This is a genomic window from Micromonospora sp. KC207 (assembly GCF_004348615.1).
Classification (GTDB): domain Bacteria; phylum Actinomycetota; class Actinomycetes; order Mycobacteriales; family Micromonosporaceae; genus Micromonospora.
Genome location: NZ_SMKJ01000014.1, coordinates 1 through 17,106, shown reverse-complemented (window position 1 = coordinate 17,106; position 17,106 = coordinate 1). Strand labels below are relative to the sequence as shown.

Genomic DNA, 17,106 nt, shown 5'->3' with positions numbered 1-17,106 from the left:
TGCCGCAGACCGAGCGTCGTGGAGCGCAGCCGGCTGACAGGTGGCGACGCGCGGACGTGTCGATGAGCGGTGCCGACGGCGGGTGGGCGCCGGACTGGGCGGACGCCGAGCCTGACCCGATTCTCCGTCCCGAACCGAATGGTTGGCGGTGTTCGACCAGCTCAGCGACGCCGACTCGGCCCGATCAAGGGCGGAAGCTGCACGCCGGCCATCCTTCTCCAGCGGTGGAGACGCTGCGGATCGTGGCCGGCCGGCGGGTGACCGCCGGTTTCAGAGATAGCGGACGCCGGTCAGCTTCTCGGCCGCCGCCCAGAGTCGCTTGCCAACTGCCGGATCGGCGGCCTCGTGGCTGAGTTGGGCCTCGGTGACCGGGCCCCGCGTCTCCCATAGCCTGGACGGCCCGAAGAACTGGCCGCCCCGTACGCCGGGATCGGTTGCGGCGCGCAACTGCGGCAGCGCGCCCTGCTTCACCGACTGGGTGACCACCAGGCCGAGCCATGCGATCGCCTGCCCGGACCGGCCACGGTGCCCGAAGGCGCGCGGAGCCAGGTTGGTGCGGGTGAGACCGGGGTGGGCCAGCGCGCTGACGATCGGCGATCCGGCGGCGCGCAGACGGCGGTCCAGTTCGATGCCGAAGACAGTGGTGGCGAGCTTGGACCGGCGGTAGGCGGTGGCCGCCCGGTAGTCACGCTCGAACATCAGGTCGTCGAAGTCGAGGTGCGCGCTCTTGTGGACGAGCGAGCTGAGACTGACCACGCGGGCTTCCCGCGCCGCCGCCAGGTTGCCGAGCAGCAGGCCGGTCAGCGCGAAGTGGCCCAGCATGTTGGTGGCGAGCTGCAGCTCGAAGCCGTCGGCGGAGGTTCGGCGTGGGCCGAGCAGCACCGCGCCGGCATTGTTGATCAGCACGTCGATTGCCAGGTGATCGGCGGCCAGCTTCGCCGCGAAGGCCTGTACGGAGGCGAGGGAGGCCAGGTCCAGCTCGCGTACCTCTACGTCGCCGCCGATCCGGCGGGCGGCCTCCTCGCCTGCGGCGGTGTTGCGGACGGCGAGTACGACGTGCGCGCCGTGGTGGGCCAGCTCGGTGGCGGTGACCAGGCCGAGGCCCGAGTTCGCGCCGGTCACGACAGCGATCCGGCCGTGCTGGTCGGGGATTCGGTCGCTGGTCCATCCGGTCATCTGCTGCTCCTGGAAGTGTCGGTGCGGTGGACCGCATCGGTGCGGTAGACCGCCGACGCTAGGGGGAACGCGAGCCGGCTCGGTCGTTCTCGGTTGCCTAGGTTTGCCGGACCTACCGTCGGCGGTCCGGGCCGCGGCACACTTGCGGCATGAGCCATCCATACGCTCGCGAACTCGGCGATTTCCTGCGCGCCCGGCGCAGCCGGCTGCGTCCGCGCGACGTCGGTCTGGAGCCGGGCGGCCGGCGCAAGGTCACCGGGCTGCGGCGCGAGGAGCTGGCCCTGCTGGCCGGGCTGAGCACCGACTACTACCAGCGGATGGAGCAGGGCCGGGAGGTACGCCCGTCCGACGGCGTCCTGGACGCGCTCGCCGGCGCGCTCGGCCTCGACGACGAGGAACGCCGGCACCTGTTCGTCCTGGCCCACGCCGCCCGCCGGCCGATCCCTGTCCGGATGGACCACGGGCCGGAACAGGTGCCGGACAGCACCCGGCGGCTGCTGCGGGTGCTGGACACCCCGGCGGTCGTGCTCGGCCGGCACCTCGACCTGCTCGCCTGGAACCCGATGGCCAGGGCGCTACTCGGCGACCCGGACGCCTATTCGCCCGACCGGCTCAACATGCTCCTGCTGATGTTCGACGACACGCTGACCGGCGAACGGAGCTGCCCGGACTGGGAGCGCCAAGTCCTGGACTACATCGGCATGATGCGCGCTGCCGTCGCCACCGACCCCACCCACCCCCGCGCCACCGCGATCGTCGGTGAGCTGAGCATCCGCAGCGCCGAGTTTCGGCGGCTGTGGGCCCGGCACGACGTACGCGAGTCGGTCAGCGGTACCAAGACCTTCAAGGTCCCCGAGGTCGGCGACATCGTCCTGTACTGGGACACGTACCCACTTCCCGGCAACCCTGGCCCGGTCATGCTGGTCTTCACCGCCGAGCCGGGCAGCGCCGACGCGGACCGGCTGCAACTACTGGCGTCGTTGCACGCGCCCGCAACCGGGCGGCCCCCGCACGCGGAGCCGTCGAATACCACCCACGAGCGCCGGCCGACAAGCCGCCGCGCAGTCGACGGTCGCCGCCCCATCGGCGAGACCGCCCGTCGCGAAGATCAATCCACCGGGCGAGCCCGAGCAGAGTAGCGGCTTCCGCCGCCTCCTGGAAGTCGACGATGGCCCCGCCGAGGCCGGTGAGGCTTGCCCCACCACCTTGCCTCCTGCCGTCGGCAGTCGCGACGGAGGTGCGGAGTCGAGGTCTACGAGGCCAGCCGCTCGCCGGTGCCGCGACCTGATGTCGCGAGTTCGGCCCCGCCGTCCGACTTGTTGATCTCAAACCACACGGCGTCGAGGGAGAGGCCGAGGACGTCGGCGATCGCGGCGATGGTCGGGAAGGCGGGAGTGGCTACGCGGCCGGACTCGATCTTCCGAAGGGTCTCCGGTGAGACGCCCGCGTCCAGCGCGGTGCCGAGCATCGAGCGTTGCCCCCTGGCGCGGCGTAGGAGGGCGCCGAGGCGCTGCCCGCGTTCGACGTCTTCGGGTGTGAGTGGCAGCCTGACCATGACTCCGATTCTAGTGTCGGGATAGTATTGCCGGGATACTTATTGGTCGAGCGGGAGAGTCGCTGCGTCCTGGCACCCTGCGCCGGACCGGCAAGCACCGAAACCCTTGGCCGCGGAGGCCGGGACTCCGAACCGCCTGACCATGCAGCTGGCAGCTGGCAGCTAGCCGCGGGGCCGCTAAGCCGACGCCCGTGCCGGCATGCGTCAGGTCGCCTGCGCGTCGACGGCGGCGCAGGCGAGCCGGGCGGATCTGCGGCGAGACATATGGGTTGACTCAGAGTAATACTTGATTCATTCCAGAACAGTGGGCTAGGTTTGGTTCGTGCCATCCGACTTCGAGACCCAGCTTCGGGCGGTCTCGTTGCGCGTGACCCGGCCCCGGTTGGCGGTGCTCGCAGCGCTGCGCGACCATCCGCACGTCGACACCGACACGGTGATCGCCCTGGTGCGGGCGGATCAGCCCACGGTCTCCCACCAGGCGGTGTACGACGTGCTGCGTGCGCTCACCGAGGCCGGTCTGGTGCGGCGCATCCAGCCGGCCGGCGCGACCGCCCGGTACGAGTGCCGGGTGGGGGACAACCACCACCATGTCGTGTGCCGCTCCTGCGGCACGATCGCCGACGTCGACTGCGCTGTCGGCCATGCCCCCTGTCTCACCGCCTCCGACGACCACGGCTTCAACGTCGACGAGGCGGAGGTTGTCTACTGGGGCACCTGCCCCGGCTGTGCGACCGACCGCACCTTTCAGTGATCCGCCAGTCCGGAAGGAAACAGATGAGCGACACCCAGGACAACGTTCCCTCCAACGCGCAGGGCGTGGACAGGAAGGAGGCGGCCGGCTGCCCGGTCGCGCACGACTCCGTCACCGCGCACGGCAGCGAGAGCGAGAACCCGGCGATCGACTCGCCGACCCCGAAGACCGGAGGTCGTCCGCGTACCAACCGGGACTGGTGGCCCAACCAGCTCGACCTCTCGGTGTTGCACGCCCACTCGTCCAAGGGCAACCCGCTGGGGGCGGGCTTCAGCTACGCCCAGGAGTTCGCCAAGCTCGACGTCGAGGCCCTCAAGCGGGACATCGTCGACGTCCTCACCACCTCCCAGGACTGGTGGCCGGCAGACTTCGGCCACTACGGCGGCCTGATGATCCGGATGAGCTGGCACGCCGCGGGTACCTACCGCATCGAGGACGGTCGCGGCGGCGCCGGCGACGGCGGCCAGCGGTTCGCCCCGCTCAACAGCTGGCCGGACAACGCCAACCTGGACAAGGCCCGCCGGCTGCTCTGGCCGGTCAAGCAGAAGTACGGCCAGAAGATCTCGTGGGCCGACCTGCTCGTGCTCGCCGGCAACGTCGCCCTGGAGTCGATGGGCTTCAAGACCTTCGGCTTCGGCTTCGGCCGGGAGGACGTGTGGGAGCCCGAGGAGATCTACTGGGGCCCGGAGGACACCTGGCTCGGTGACGAGCGCTACGCCTCCGAGAAGGAGATGGTGGCCGGCGTCGGGGCGACCGAGATGGGCCTCATCTACGTCAACCCGGAGGGCCCCCGTGGCAACGCGGACCCGGCCGCGGCGGCTCACTTCATCCGCGAGACGTTCGCCCGGATGGCGATGAACGACGAGGAGACCGTCGCCCTCATCGCCGGTGGCCACACCTTCGGCAAGACCCACGGCGCCGGCGTCGCCGACGGACACGTGGGCCCCGAGCCCGAGGCCGCCCCGCTGGAGGCGCAGGGCCTGGGCTGGCTGAGCACCTACGGCAGCGGCAAGGGCGGCGACACGATCACCAGCGGTCTAGAGGTGACGTGGACCGACCGGCCGACGCAGTGGAGCAACCGCTTCTTCGAGATCCTCTTCGGCTACGAGTGGGAGCTCACCACGAGCCCCGGTGGCGCGAAGCAGTGGGTCGCCAAGGACGCCGAGGCGATCATCCCGGACGCCCACGACCCGTCGAAGAAGCACAAGCCGACGATGCTCACGACCGACCTGTCGCTGCGCGTCGACCCGACGTACGAGAAGATCTCGCGCCGCTTCCTGGAGAACCCTGACGAGTTCGCGCTGGCGTTCGCCAAGGCCTGGTACAAGCTGCTGCACCGCGACATGGGCCCGGTCAGCCGCTTCCTCGGGCCGTGGGTCCCGGAGGCCCAGCTCTGGCAGGACCCGGTGCCGGCCGTCGACCACGAGCTGGTGGGTGACGCCGACGTCGCCGCCCTCAAGGCCAAGGTCCTGGGGTCCGGTCTCACCACCGCCCAGCTTGTCTCCACCGCCTGGGCCTCAGCCGCCACCTACCGGTCCACCGACAAGCGCGGCGGTGCCAACGGCGCGCGGATCCGGCTCGAACCCCAGCGCAACTGGAAGGTCAACCAGCCCGAGCAGCTCGCGACGGTCCTGGAGACCCTTGAGGGCATCCAGCGGGAGTTCAACTCCGCCGGCAGCGCGAAGATCTCGCTCGCGGACCTGATCGTGCTGGCCGGCTCGGCCGCCGTCGAGAAGGCGGCGCGTGACGCCGGCGTCGAGGTGACCGTGCCGTTCCACCCGGGCCGCACCGACGCCAGCCAGGAGCAGACCGACGTCGAGTCGTTCCGGGTCCTCGAGCCGCGCGCCGACGGTTTCCGCAACTACCTGCGGGCCGGGGAGAAGACCCAGCCGGAGGTGCTGCTCGTCGACCGGGCCTACATGCTGAACCTGACCGCGCCGGAGATGACCGTCCTCGTCGGCGGCCTGCGCGCCCTCGGGAACAACGTGGGCGGCACCCGGCACGGCGTCCTCACCGACCGGCCCGGCGTGCTCACCAACGACTTCTTCGCCAATCTGCTCTCCCCGGGCACCCGGTGGAAGGCGTCGGAGTCCGACGAGCACGTGTACGAGATCCGGGACCTGGCCACCGGCGAGGTGAGGTGGACCGCCACCGCGGTCGACCTCATCTTCGGCTCGAACTCCCAGCTGCGGGCCCTCGCCGAGGTCTACGCCAGCGAGGACGCGCGCGAGAAGTTCGTGACCGACTTCGTCGCGGCCTGGACCAAGGTCATGGAACTCGACCGGTTCGACCTCGCCTGATCCGGTTTCCACCGGCGAGCCCCGGTCGATCCACCAGCGATCGACCGGGGCTCGCCCGCACCGCGGCGGTCGCCGCCGCCGACGCGGCGGGCGGCGAAGAACTCGTCGGCGGCCTCGGGCAGCAGCCGCGCCGCCGTGCCCCGAAGCCCGTCGAGGCGAGATGGCGTCCACGCGGCCCGGTCGACGCACGTCTCGGGCTGGTTTGCGGACAGCACCTCAACAGTCATCGGCCTTCTCCCTGGCCAGCGCGGCGAGGAAGCCGCCGACGAAGGTGTCCCCCAGCCCGACGGTCGTGGGTTGCGGCACGTCGAGCGAGAAGCCGGGGACGCAGTGGACCACCCCATCCATCCGCTCGCGCAGCGCCTCGGCGAAGGCGACCGACTCGGGCCGTCGCGGTCGCCGGCGCAGCCGGTCGACGTCGGTGTCGGTGAAGTCGTCGCCGTGGGCGTAGCGGGTCGCGGCCAGCACGGTGCCGGTGTCGAGGGCGTCGGCGTACTGCCCGGCGTGCTCGCCGAACGCCGCCGCCCAGTACTTAGTGTGCAGCACCAGCGTCGGCGCGGGGATGAGCGCGTGCGCCGCCGTGAGCGCGTCGGCGACCTGCCCCGCCGAGAGCAGGTCGACCTGGTGCCCGAGGTACGACTGCAACTCGTCCTCGTTGAGCCCGTACACGTCGATCACGTCGAGCAGCGCGTCGCGGACCCGGCGGCTGAAGGCGGGCTCGTGGTACGCCGCGTCCTCGAAGTAGGTCACCGCCCCGGGCGGCAGTCGCCGCATGTGCGTGCGCAGCTCGGCGAGCCGCCGGACGAGTTCCTCCTCGTCCCGCATGGCGTTGAAGCCCGAGACGAGGAACACGTCCGCCCTGCCGAGCCGGTCGCCCAGGTCGTCGGTGAGCAGCATCGCGCTGTTGGCCGGGTCGTTGACGTAGATCAGCCGGTTCGGGAACGGCGCGGTGATGTCGAGGTCGCCGACGTGGACGCGCAGGCCCTGGTGGTACTGGACGATCAGGTGGGGGTGGTAGGTGTCCTCGACGCCGCTGGAGACGTACTCGCCGTCCGGCGGCAGGAGCCGCCGGACGGTGTCGTTGACGCTGACCAGGTGAAGCGTCGAGGGCACGCCCAGCCGGCTCAGCAGTATCCCGGCCCGCACCGAGGTGCCGCCCAGGGTCGTCCGGTGCGGGAACCGGCCGGCGAAGGTCCCCAGCGCCGGGGCGGAGGCGACGAAGTGCTCGCCGCCCCCGCCCCGGGCGACGTAGCCGAGAATGGACACCACGAGGTCCCGCTCGCTGGTCACCACGGGCGGCGACGTCAGTTCCGCGGCGACGATGTCGTGGTCGACGACCAACTGTTCCAGGACGTCGGCGGTGAGCGTCAACTCGTGGTCGACGCACCCGCCGAGGCCCAGGACTACCCGGGATGCGTCGGCCATGTCAGTAGAGCGCCCCCTTGCCGGTGGCGCCGAACAGGTCGATCTTGTGCGCGGCGACCACCTTCATGGCCTCGACGCAGGCGGGCTGGATGGCGTTGGGCTCGCGCACCTTCGGGTCGTTGCCCAGCACCTCCCGCATCTTGTTGTGGTAGGCGACCTTGATGTCGGTCGAGATGTTGATCTTGTTGATGCCGATCCGCGCGGCCTCGCTGATCTCGTCGTCCGGGTTGTTGGAGCCGCCGTGCAGCACCAGCGGGATCCGCACCCGGCTCTTGATCTCCTTGAGCAGGTCGAGCTTCAGCTCCGGCAACAGGTGCGCCGGGTAGAAGCCGTGAAACGTGCCGATCGCGACGGCGAGGCTGTCCACGCCGGTGGCCTCGACGAACGTGACCGCGTCGTCGGGGTCGGTGTAGATGATCTCGGCGGCACCCGCCTCGGCGTAGCTGTCGTTGGCCCCGATCGTGCCGAGCTCGGCCTCCACCGACAGGCCGAGAGCGTGCGCGGAATCGGTGACCTTCTTGGAGATGGCGAGGTTCTCGTCGAACGGCTTCAGCGAGCCGTCGATCATAACGGACGTGAAGCCGTACTGGATGGCCTGGAGCATCTGCTCGTAGGTCGCGCCGTGGTCCCAGTGGATCGCGATCGGGACGCTCGCGTTGTGCGCGCGCTCGACGATGCCGGTGATCATCTCGCGGCCGATGTGCCGCACCTCGTCGGGGTGGATCCCGACGATCAGGGGAGCGTTCTTCTCCTCGCTGATGTCCACGATGCCGCGGAACATCGCCCAGTCGCTGATGTTGAACGCGGGCACGGCGAAGCTGTGCTCGTTGGCGACGTCCAGGATCGCCTTGCCGGTCGTCAGCATGTCGGTGTTTCTCCTTTTGCGGAAGGGTGGGTCAGGCCTTGACGGCGCCGGCGGTGAGCCCACCGATGAACCGGCGCTGGAAAAGAAGGAAGAGCACGAGAACGGGAATGGAGCCGAGGATGCTCATCGCCATCATCTGGTTCCACTCGTACGAGTGCTGGCCCATGAGCAGTTGGATGCCGATGGGCACCGTGCGCATGTCGTTGGTCCGGGTCAGCGTGAGCGCGAACAGGTACTCGTTCCACGAGAGCATGAACGTGTAGACCCCGACCGCGATGAGGCCGGGCACCGAGATCGGCACCAGGATTCGCCACAGCGCGGTCCAGCCGCTGCCGCCGTCGACCTTGACCGACTCGTCCAGCTCCCGGGGCAGCGTGTTCAGGTACGCGGTGGTCATGATGATCGCGTACGGGAGGGTGAACACCATGTGGGTGAGGATCAGGCCGGAATAGGTGTTGTAAAGGCCGAGCGCGACGACGAGCCCGAAGTACGGAATGACGAGCGTGATCGGCGGCACCGCCTGGACGCTGACGATCATGGCGTTGATGGTGCGCTGGAACGGGAAGGTGAAGCGGCTGAACGCGTACCCGGCCAGGATGGCCACCAGGAGCGTCAGGACGGTCACCGCGAAGGCGACGAGGTAGCTGTTGAGGAAGAACCGGAGCTGCTCGCCGTTGCCGAGGATCTCGCGGTAGGCGTCGAGCGAGAAACTCTCGGTGACCAGGCGGGGCGGGTTCTGGAAGACCTCCCCGTTGCTCTTGAACGAGGTGGAGAGCATCCACAGCACCGGCAGCACGGCGAACAGCGCGCCGAGGAGGAGCCCGGTGACGACCCCGGCCTTCGCGAGGGTGTGCCGCCGCTTGACGCCTGCCATCTCACCGCTCCCTTTGCTGTCGTACGTAGAAGAAGGCCAGGACCATCGTCAGCAGCAGCACGATCACGGCGGCGGCGGAGGCGGTCGCGAACTCGTACTCGCTGAAGGCCTGCTTGTAGGTGTAGGTGCTCAGCATCTCGGTGGTGTTCAGCGGCCCGCCGCCGGTCATCATCCAGATCAGCGCGAACTGCTGGGAGGTCCAGATCAGGTCGAGCACCGCCATGCTGACGATCACCGGCCGTAGCTGCGGGAGCGTCACGTTGAGGAAGCGCCGCCACGGGCTCGCCCCGTCCACGGCGGCGGCCTCGTACAGGTCGGCAGAGATGCCCTGCAACCCGGCGAGCAGGCTGATCATGAAGAACGGGTAGCCGGACCAGATGTTGACGAAGGTGACCGCCCAGAGCGCCTTGCCCGGGTCGCCGAGCCAGTTCACGCCCTCCTCGATGAGGCCCAGCGAGTGCAGCACGTAGTTGACCACGCCGGCCGGGTCGAGCAGCAGCCGCCAGATGACGGCGATCACCGCGATCGTGAACAGCCAGGGCAGGATGTAGACGATCCGGAAGATGGCCTTCGTGACCCCGCTCAACAACTGCGTGTTGAGCATCATCGCGAAGGCGAGGCCGAGGACCAGGTGGGCCGCGGTGCTGACCGAGATGAAGACGGCGGTGTTCTTCAGCGCGGCCAGGAAGTCCAGGTCGGTGAGCACCTTGGTGTAGTTGGCGAACCCGACGAACACCGGGTTCTCCTGGACGATCACGTTGTCGCGGAACGAGTAGCTGATCACCATGACGATGGGGATCACCATCAGCACCACGATCAGCAGGATCGTGGGGGACAGGTAGGCGTACGGGACCAGGCGCCGGGCCGGGCTGGAGCGGGTCCGGCCGGGGGCGGCCCGCTCGGCCGGTGCCGCGCTCTCCGGCGCGTTCACGGGCTCGACTTGGGCGGATGTCATCGCTGTCTCCTTGGTCGGGCGCCGCGCCGGTGGCCCGGCGCGGCGCCCTGGCGGACTAACCGATCACCGAGGACCAGGACTGCTGCGACTTGGTCAGGGCTTCGTCGACGCTCTGCTTGCCGGTCAGCACGAGCTGGAGCTGCTCGTCGAAGCTGCGCATCAGGTCCTCGGCCTTGGGTAGGCCGACGAACTCGTTGGCCGGGTAGCCCTGCTTGTAGATGTCGAAGGCGGTCTTGAACAGCGGGTCGCTGTTGCCGAAGTCGGGCTGCGCGTTCTTGTTGCCGGGGAAGCCGTTCGCGATCGTGCTGAGCTTCGCGTTGGTCTCCTGGCTCATCAGGTAGGACACGAACTTGAACGCCTCGGCCTTGTGTTTGGTCGAGTTGGAGATGCCGATGCCCCACGACGCGTACGGGATGCCCCGCTTGCCGGTGTAGCCGTCCTCGGCCGGCAGGGCCGCCACCTCGAAGTTCAGGTCCGGCTTGTTCTTCTTGATCAGGTTGATGTGCGCGAGCGAGTCGATCATCATGCCGACCTGGCCGTTGGTGAACTTCTCGACCTTGTCCTGCTCTTTCATGGTGAGCGAGCCGGGGGCGATGACGCCCGCGTCGTTCAGGCTCTTGACGAACTCGACGGTGCTCTTGACCTGCGGGCTGGTCAGGTTCGGCTTGCCGTCGGTCAGCATGCTGCCGCCGGAGGCCCAGAGCCAGGACATGACGTCGTTCTGGATGCCGTTGGGGACGGCGGTGTCGAGTGGGAGCGCCCAGCCCTTGACGTTGTCGCCGGTCGCGCTGACCTTCTTGGCCGCGTCCAGGAACTGGGTGCGCGTGGTGGGCACGTTTGCGACGCCCGCCTTGGTGAGCAGGTCCTTGTTGACGAAGAGCGGGTAGACGAAGTTGACCACCGGGATCATGTAGGTCTTGCCGTCGCGCTGAATCTGGCTGGCGAGCTGGCTGGCGTCGTAGTTCGAGTCGGCCATCAGCTTGGACAGATCGGTGATCGCGCCCTGCTTGGCGAAGTCGTTGACCCAGGCCCCGTCGAGGCCGACCACGTCGGGCAGCGTCTTGGACGCCGCGGCGGTGACCAACTGCTGCTTGGTCGAGGCGTAGGGCGCGCTCAGCAGCTTGATCTTGATGTTCGGGTTCTGCGCCGTGAAGTCATCGATGATTTTGTTGAAGTCCCCGGCCGGGAGTTCCGCTCCCCACCACTGGGCGAACTCCAGCGTCACGGTGCCGTCCGCCGCGACGTCGCCCGAGTCGCCCGAGCCGCACGCCGCGACGGCGGCCAGCGTCGCGGCCACCGTCGCCGCCCCTATCAGTCGCTTGAGCCGGAGAGTGCGAGTCGTCATGGCGAGCTCCTTCTATATCTAGATCTCTCTGTTCTGTGCTGTGTTGGCGGTCACGTTAGCAGCGTGTTACGGATGTAAACAAGAGAAGAACGGCAGAGAACTGCGGACTGTGGCATAGTGCTGTGCGAGGTGACGGGTGAAGATGGTCGGTCGACCTGGTCGGGGTCGTGGGTTCGTCGCTGGGGGCAGGTGTGGCGGCGTCTGCCTGTCCTGGCCTGCCTTTGCTGTTCCGTGCGGTGATGTGCGTGACTGAAGCGCGTCCGTGGCATACTGCCGCATTGATGAAGGGGGATCAGTGAGCGAGGACAGGGACGAGCGGCAGCGCCATCTGCCTGCCGGGCGCAAGGCCCAGCTTGCCGCGTACGTCGCCGACGTCGGTCAGGTCACGGTGGGCGAGTTGGCCGAGCGCTTCGGCGTCTCCATCGACACTGTGCGACGCGACCTGGACCAGCTCAGCGCCGAGGGCGTCCTCGTGCGCACGTACGGCGGCGCCGTCAGCCTGGCCACTATCTCCCGCACCGACCGCGCCGTCGACCAGCGGCTCACCATTCAGGAGCAGGAGAAGGAAAAGATTGCGGCGTTGGCTGCGGCACTGGTCCAGGACGGCTCGACCATCATGATCAACGGTGGGACGACAACCCTCGCGCTCGCCCGTAACCTGCGCCAGCATCGCGACCTCACGGTGGCGACGAACAACCTGCTGGTACCCGGCGCGCTGCCGTCGACGGCCATCCGCGACATCTACATCTTCGGCGGCGCGGTGCGCTCGCTCACGCTGGCCACGATCGGCCCGGTCAGCTTCCGCGCCAACACCGGCGCGGAGCTGGACATCAGCTGCGACCTGGCGCTGATCGGCGTCGGTGCGGTCTCCGCGGACGCCGGCTACACGACGAGCAACCTCGCCGAAGCCGCGATGATGCAGGAGATGCTCTCGCGCGCGGCCCGCGTGGCGATCCTCGCCGACTCGTCCAAGTTCGGCCGCCGGTTGTTCGCCCAGGTGTCGGAGCTCGGCGCCGCTGACTACCTGGTCACCGACGCGATGCCGCCGCCCGACCTGAGGGACGCCCTCGCCGCGAGCGAGGTGCAACTGATCACCCCGGCGGCCACACCGCGACCGCGCGAGGCCAGAAGCTAGGCCGAAGGCCGTGAGGTTCGCGCCTGGCTCCCCCAGCCGCAGGGCTGAGCCGGAGCAGGGGAAGTCCCGGCTGCACATCGACGCCGACGCCACCGACCGGGATCAGGACGCCGAGCGCGAACGCCTGTTGACGCTCGGCGTGCGCCCGGCGGACATCGGCCAGACAGGACAGGGGCAGCGGCATGTCCTGGCCGACCCCGAAGGCGACGAGTTCTGCCTGCGCAAGGCCCGGCTCAACCCGCTCTGACCGGCCGGCGCGCCGGCGCCGCCGACCCGGGCCGGCAGATGGGCGGAGCCCTAGCCCCAGGGCAAGCGCGACCGTTCGTCCCAGTACCGGACGCTGGGTACGGCCATGTCCTCGGGCCGGGCGGGATCGCCGCTGACCCTCTCGGCCCGCAGGTTCGAGGCCAACTGGTCGACGGTCGCGGCCCCGGAGAGCACCATGGTCGCCCAGGGCTGGCGCAGCGCCGCCGCGAGCGCGGCGGCGTCGCCGGGGGCGTGCGCACCCACGGCGAGACGGCCGTTGGCGAGCGCCTCCTTCACGATGACCAGGCACCCCGCCTCGTGCGCCTCGGCGAGCGCCGGCCCGGCGCTGGGCTCCAGGAGATTCCAGGTGGCCTGCACGCTGCGGAACAGCGGCCGTCCGTCGACCCGTACGTCGAGTGCCGCCCGGATCGTTTCGGCCTGCGACGGGCCGCTGGTCGAAAGCCCGGTCACCGTGCCCCGCGCGGCGAGATCGGCGAGCCGCCGGTGCAGCTCCGCGTCGCGCAGCGCGGGACTGTCCACGGTGACCGAATGGACCTGGTACAGGTCGACGCGGTCGCCGAGCAGCGCCCGCGTCTCGCCGAGCTGCCGCTCGAACGTGGCGACGCCGTGGTCCTTGACCTCGTGCACCTCGGCATCCATCCGCCACCCGGCGGTGTAGGTGTAGCCCCACTTGCTGCCGACGACGACGTCGTGGGCGTCCGGCCGGGCGTGCAGCCACTGGGCGAGGAACTCCTCGGCCCGGCCGTAGGAGCGGGCGACGTCGACGTACCGGATGCCGGCCGCGTACGCGCGATCGAGCAGCTCGTGGGCGCGGGCGCGCATGGCCTCGACCGTGCGGTCGGCCGGCAGGTCCGTGGCGCGGCCGAGATTGATGTAGCCCGGCCGACCCACGGCCGCCAGCCCCAGCCCGATCCGCGAGGCTCCGGCCAGCCGGTCGACGATGTCCACGATCCCATCTAACACCCCCGGCCGCCGGGCGGGGACGGCGCGGATGCCAGGTGTGCGGAAACGCGGTTGATCGCCCGCGACCCCCAGCCCATGCTGCCGGGAGCCGGAACCACACCGGCCGTATCGGAGGTGAGATGGTGAGCAGTCCGCAGAACGGCCACGTCGCGATCGTCACGGGAGCAAACCACGGAATCGGCGCGGCGATCGCCCAGGGGCTCGCCCGGACCGGCTGCGCGGTGCTCTGCGCGTACTGGCGGGTGCACGACCCGGCCGGCCGCGGCCTGCCCGACGAGTACCGCCGCAGCCGGGCCCGCGACGCCGATCCGGTGGTGTCGGCGATCCGTCAGGCGGGCGGCCGGGCGGTCGCCGTCGAGCAGGACCTGCGGGTCCCGGAGGCCGCCGGCCTCCTTTTCGACGCGGCCGAGGAGGCGTTCGGGCCGGTCGACATCCTGGTCAACAATGCCACCGGCTGGGTCGCGGACACCTTCACCCCGGCCTCGACCGACCGGCACGGGCGGGCGCTGCAACCGGTCACCGCGGCGTCCTGGTCGCAGCAGTTCACCGTCGACGCGATGGCTCCGGCGCTGCTGATCGGCGAGTTCGCCCGCCGGCACGCGGCGCGCGGCGCGCGCTGGGGACGGATCGTCGGGCTGACCTCCGGCAGCAGCGGCGGTTTCCCGGAGGAGGTTTCCTACGGCGCGGCCAAGGCCGCGCAGGAGAACTACACGATGTCCGCGGCGGCGGAGCTGGCCCCGTTCGGGATCACCGCGAACATGGTCCACCCGCCGGTGACCGACACCGGCTGGGTCACCGACTCCGTCCGGCAGTACGTCGCGGACAGCGGCACCCACCTGGCCACCCCGGAACAGGTCGCCGAGGTGATCTGCCATCTCGCCTCCGACGCCGCCGCCCTGATCAGCGGCAACCGCATCCACCTGCGGTGACCTCGTGGCGCGGTACGGGTCCCCACGGCGGGATCATCCGTGAGAGCCTGGCCGCACCTCGTCCTCTTCCCCCGACCGGAGGCACCCGCCATGCACCCGCATCCCGTCCGACGCGGGCTGGCCGCGCTCGTCGCGCCCGTCGCGTTCGTCGCGGTCTCCACAGGTGCCGCTGTGGCCGCCGCACCTGCCGAGGACGTCACGCTCTACGCCAACAGCGTGACCGTCGCGCCCGGCGGCCCGCAGAAGTGGGTCTCGCTCCGCTCGCTGCCCGACCGGCCCTTCGGCACGTACACGGTGCGGGTGGACCGCAGCGAGGTCGCCGCGTTCGCCGAGGTCGAGGAGGGCGACGACCGGGGTTCGTGTACGACGGCGGGCGAGATCCTCACCTGCGCGATGACCGACGACGGCGAGGATTCGAGCCTGCTCAGCCTGGCCGTGACGGCGCGGGCGGGCGCGGCGGCGGGCCAGCGGGGCACCCTGGCGTTCACGGTCACCGCGCCCGGCGTGGGCACCGCGACCTACCGCTCCACCGTCACCACCGGCGAGGGGGTCGACCTCGCCGTCGAGCGGCAACTCCCGCTCGACGGCAGGCCCGGTGCCCGGGTCGACGTCCCGCTGACGGTGACCAACCGGGGCACGAAGACCGTGCACGGCCTGGTGCTGTACCTGTCCGGCTCCTACGGGTTCACCCCGTCGAAGCGGTACGAGAACTGCGAGTACACCGACCCGGCCCTCGACGACAGCAGCTTCGCCTGCACCTTCGACGATTCGCTGGCACCCGGGGCGACGGTCCGGGTGGACCCCACGTTCGGCGGGACCATCCCGGCCGACGCCTGGGCGCCGAACCTGCACTACAGCTTCGCCCTGTGGTTCACCCCGGCCGACTGGGAGGAGTTCCGTGCCCAGTACTCGCCGGCCGAGCCGTTGGGCCGCAGGGGCACCGACGCGGCCCTGACGCTGGTGTCGGCCGGCGGTGCGCAACAGGCCCGGGCGCTCGATCAGACCGACACCAACCCGGTGGACAACGAAACCCGGGTCACGCTGACCGTCGCCGGTGACCAGCGCGGCGACGCCGCCGCGCAGGGCGCCACCGTCACCGGTGCGGTCGGGGCCACCGTGCCGCTGACCGTCGGCTACCGCAACAACGGCCCGGCGCGCATCGGGCCCAACGGCCAGCGGGGCCTCAACATCGCCACCATGGTGACGCTGCCGGAGGGTGTCACCGCCGTGACGGTGTCGAAGTCCTGCGTCGACCCGGACGAGGACGAGTGGAAGCCGGGCAAGCCCGGCGCGCGGGTCTACGAGTGCTCTGCCCGTGGCACGATCCCCCGGGGCGAGCGGGTGGCGTTCGACTTCACGCTGCGGGTCGACCGGGCCGGCAGTCAGACCGGAACGGTGAAGCTGCACACCTTCGACGGCGACGGCCCGGTCAAGGACCTGGACCCGGCCAACGACACCGCGAAGATCACGGTCAAGCAGGCCGGCGGCACCGGCGGCGGTGACGGCGGGTCGCTGCCGATCACCGGTGCCCCCACCGGCCTGCTCGCCGGTCTCGGTGGCCTGTTGGTCGCCGCCGGCGCGGGCGGCTACCTGCTGGCCCGCCGTCGTCGCACCCGTTTCGCCGCCTGATCCGGCGGCACCACCTCGACCTGTGCCATATCAGGTGGGCGCTGCGTGCCGTAGCGCCCACCTGATATAGATTGACTAGTTTCAATGCATGTGGGAGTCTGCCAGGCAGGGCCGCAGCGGGAGCCACCCAATCAGGCGCGGGAGCGGGCAACTCCCGGCTGTCCGGGTGTCGTCGTCCGACTCTCCCTGGAGGGCTCCGTGTCCACACTTGTCCGACCACGTCGCATTCCCCTCGTGGCGTGGCTACTCGCCGTCGGTGCGGCCGCCGTGCTGCTGCTGACCACCGCCCTGGCCAACCCGGCCGCCGCCCACGGCTCCACCGTCGACCCCGCGTCCCGCAACTACGGCTGCTGGGCCCGCTGGGGCGCCGACTTCCAGAACCCGGCCATGGCCACCGAGGACCCGATGTGCTGGCAGGCCTGGCAGTACAACAGCTCGGCCATGTGGAACTGGAACGGCCTGTACCGCGAGGGCGTCGCCGGCAACCACCAGGCCGCCATCCCCGACGGCCAGCTGTGCAGCGCGGGCCGCACCGGCGACGGCCGGTACAACTCGCTCGACGCGGTCGGCGCGTGGAAGACCACCAACGTCGCCAACAGCTTCCGGGTCAAGCTCTGGGACCAGGCCAGTCACGGCGCCGACTACATCCGGGTGTACGTGACCAAGCAGGGCTTCGACGCCCTGACAAAGCCGCTGGCCTGGGGTGACCTGGAGCTGGTCGGCCAGATCGGCAACACCCCGGCGTCGCAGTGGCCGACCAAGGAGAGCCAGGGGGTGTCGATCCAGATCCCGGCCAACGCGCCGGGGCGCACCGGCCGGCACATCGTCTACACCATCTGGCAGGCCAGCCACTCGGACCAGTCCTACTACCTGTGCAGCGACGTGAACTTCGGCGGCACGACCACCCCGCCGCCGACCACGCCGCCCCCGACCACGC

The 17,106-nt window shown here is 70.1% G+C and carries 16 protein-coding genes; 8 read left to right on the top strand and 8 right to left on the bottom strand.

Features of this window, described 5'->3' with window-relative positions; translation table 11 throughout:
- Positions 1 to 270: 270 nt before the first annotated feature.
- Entirely contained in the window at positions 271 to 1,176 is a 906-nt protein-coding gene (locus tag E1258_RS03220; protein WP_132396666.1) for an oxidoreductase, read from the bottom strand.
- A 149-nt stretch (positions 1,177 to 1,325) separates the two neighbouring features.
- Between E1258_RS03220 and E1258_RS03215 the strand changes: the two genes are divergently transcribed.
- Positions 1,326 to 2,315: a helix-turn-helix transcriptional regulator gene (locus E1258_RS03215; protein ID WP_132396664.1), complete on the top strand. Its 990-nt coding sequence runs from the start codon at positions 1,326 to 1,328 to the stop codon at positions 2,313 to 2,315.
- Between the two features lie 113 nt (positions 2,316 to 2,428).
- Here the strand turns inward: E1258_RS03215 and E1258_RS03210 are convergent, their stop codons facing one another.
- Complete coding sequence (locus tag E1258_RS03210; RefSeq protein WP_132396662.1) at positions 2,429 to 2,731, bottom strand: helix-turn-helix transcriptional regulator; 303 nt, start codon at positions 2,729 to 2,731, stop codon at positions 2,429 to 2,431.
- A 322-nt stretch (positions 2,732 to 3,053) separates the two neighbouring features.
- Here E1258_RS03210 and E1258_RS03205 point away from each other — a divergent pair, with 322 nt between their 5' ends.
- Positions 3,054 to 3,482 (top strand): Fur family transcriptional regulator, encoded by a 429-nt coding sequence (locus E1258_RS03205; protein ID WP_132396660.1) that lies wholly within the window; start codon positions 3,054 to 3,056, stop codon positions 3,480 to 3,482.
- A gap of 23 nt (positions 3,483 to 3,505) precedes the next feature.
- Positions 3,506 to 5,782 (top strand): catalase/peroxidase HPI, encoded by a 2,277-nt coding sequence (katG, locus tag E1258_RS03200; protein ID WP_132396658.1) that lies wholly within the window; start codon positions 3,506 to 3,508, stop codon positions 5,780 to 5,782.
- A gap of 216 nt (positions 5,783 to 5,998) precedes the next feature.
- Here the strand turns inward: katG and E1258_RS03195 are convergent, their stop codons facing one another.
- From E1258_RS03195 to E1258_RS03175, 5 genes are read right to left on the bottom strand one after another with little or no spacing between them, the layout of a single operon-like run.
- Positions 5,999 to 7,207, bottom strand: coding sequence for an ADP-dependent glucokinase/phosphofructokinase (locus E1258_RS03195; protein WP_132396656.1), 1,209 nt, complete (start codon positions 7,205 to 7,207; stop codon positions 5,999 to 6,001).
- 1 nt (position 7,208) lies between these two features.
- A complete protein-coding gene (locus E1258_RS03190) occupies positions 7,209 to 8,072 on the bottom strand; it encodes a ketose-bisphosphate aldolase (protein WP_132396654.1) in 864 nt (287 codons plus the stop codon).
- Between the two features lie 31 nt (positions 8,073 to 8,103).
- Positions 8,104 to 8,946 carry a carbohydrate ABC transporter permease gene (locus E1258_RS03185; RefSeq protein ID WP_132396652.1) on the bottom strand — a complete coding sequence of 281 codons (843 nt, stop codon included), beginning with the start codon at positions 8,944 to 8,946 and terminating at the stop codon, positions 8,104 to 8,106.
- A gap of 1 nt (position 8,947) precedes the next feature.
- Entirely contained in the window at positions 8,948 to 9,901 is a 954-nt protein-coding gene (locus E1258_RS03180) for a carbohydrate ABC transporter permease (protein ID WP_132396650.1), read from the bottom strand.
- A gap of 55 nt (positions 9,902 to 9,956) precedes the next feature.
- Positions 9,957 to 11,246 (bottom strand): sugar ABC transporter substrate-binding protein, encoded by a 1,290-nt coding sequence (locus E1258_RS03175; RefSeq protein ID WP_132396648.1) that lies wholly within the window; start codon positions 11,244 to 11,246, stop codon positions 9,957 to 9,959.
- A 295-nt stretch (positions 11,247 to 11,541) separates the two neighbouring features.
- Between E1258_RS03175 and E1258_RS03170 the strand changes: the two genes are divergently transcribed.
- Positions 11,542 to 12,381, top strand: coding sequence for a DeoR/GlpR family DNA-binding transcription regulator (locus E1258_RS03170; RefSeq protein WP_132396646.1), 840 nt, complete (start codon positions 11,542 to 11,544; stop codon positions 12,379 to 12,381).
- 10 nt (positions 12,382 to 12,391) lie between these two features.
- Positions 12,392 to 12,628: a VOC family protein gene (locus E1258_RS03165; protein ID WP_165949615.1), complete on the top strand. Its 237-nt coding sequence runs from the start codon at positions 12,392 to 12,394 to the stop codon at positions 12,626 to 12,628.
- Positions 12,629 to 12,678: 50 nt separating this feature from the next.
- Here the strand turns inward: E1258_RS03165 and E1258_RS03160 are convergent, their stop codons facing one another.
- On the bottom strand, positions 12,679 to 13,596 hold the full coding sequence (locus E1258_RS03160) for an aldo/keto reductase (protein ID WP_132396644.1): 918 nt from the start codon (positions 13,594 to 13,596) through the stop codon (positions 12,679 to 12,681).
- A gap of 137 nt (positions 13,597 to 13,733) precedes the next feature.
- Between E1258_RS03160 and E1258_RS03155 the strand changes: the two genes are divergently transcribed.
- The 3 genes from E1258_RS03155 to E1258_RS03145 all read left to right on the top strand — a co-directional run.
- Positions 13,734 to 14,540 (top strand): SDR family NAD(P)-dependent oxidoreductase, encoded by an 807-nt coding sequence (locus E1258_RS03155; protein WP_207919374.1) that lies wholly within the window; start codon positions 13,734 to 13,736, stop codon positions 14,538 to 14,540.
- 39 nt (positions 14,541 to 14,579) lie between these two features.
- Positions 14,580 to 16,169, top strand: a complete 1,590-nt coding sequence (locus E1258_RS03150) for a cell wall anchor protein (RefSeq protein WP_243715148.1) — start codon at positions 14,580 to 14,582, stop codon at positions 16,167 to 16,169.
- 234 nt (positions 16,170 to 16,403) lie between these two features.
- The coding region (locus E1258_RS03145) for a lytic polysaccharide monooxygenase (RefSeq protein WP_243715147.1) at positions 16,404 to 17,106 on the top strand (703 nt) is incomplete at its 3' end.

Bases quoted from the DNA above. Each gene is read 5' to 3' on its own strand.
- E1258_RS03220 (WP_132396666.1), bottom strand. From the start codon at position 1,176: ATGACCGGATGGACCAGCGACCGAATCCCCGACCAGCACGGCCGGATC.
- E1258_RS03215 (WP_132396664.1), top strand. From the start codon at position 1,326: ATGAGCCATCCATACGCTCGCGAACTCGGCGATTTCCTGCGCGCCCGG.
- E1258_RS03210 (WP_132396662.1), bottom strand. From the start codon at position 2,731: ATGGTCAGGCTGCCACTCACACCCGAAGACGTCGAACGCGGGCAGCGC.
- katG (WP_132396658.1), top strand. From the start codon at position 3,506: ATGAGCGACACCCAGGACAACGTTCCCTCCAACGCGCAGGGCGTGGAC.
- E1258_RS03195 (WP_132396656.1), bottom strand. From the start codon at position 7,207: ATGGCCGACGCATCCCGGGTAGTCCTGGGCCTCGGCGGGTGCGTCGAC.
- E1258_RS03190 (WP_132396654.1), bottom strand. From the start codon at position 8,072: ATGCTGACGACCGGCAAGGCGATCCTGGACGTCGCCAACGAGCACAGC.
- E1258_RS03185 (WP_132396652.1), bottom strand. From the start codon at position 8,946: ATGGCAGGCGTCAAGCGGCGGCACACCCTCGCGAAGGCCGGGGTCGTC.
- E1258_RS03180 (WP_132396650.1), bottom strand. From the start codon at position 9,901: ATGACATCCGCCCAAGTCGAGCCCGTGAACGCGCCGGAGAGCGCGGCA.
- E1258_RS03175 (WP_132396648.1), bottom strand. From the start codon at position 11,246: ATGACGACTCGCACTCTCCGGCTCAAGCGACTGATAGGGGCGGCGACG.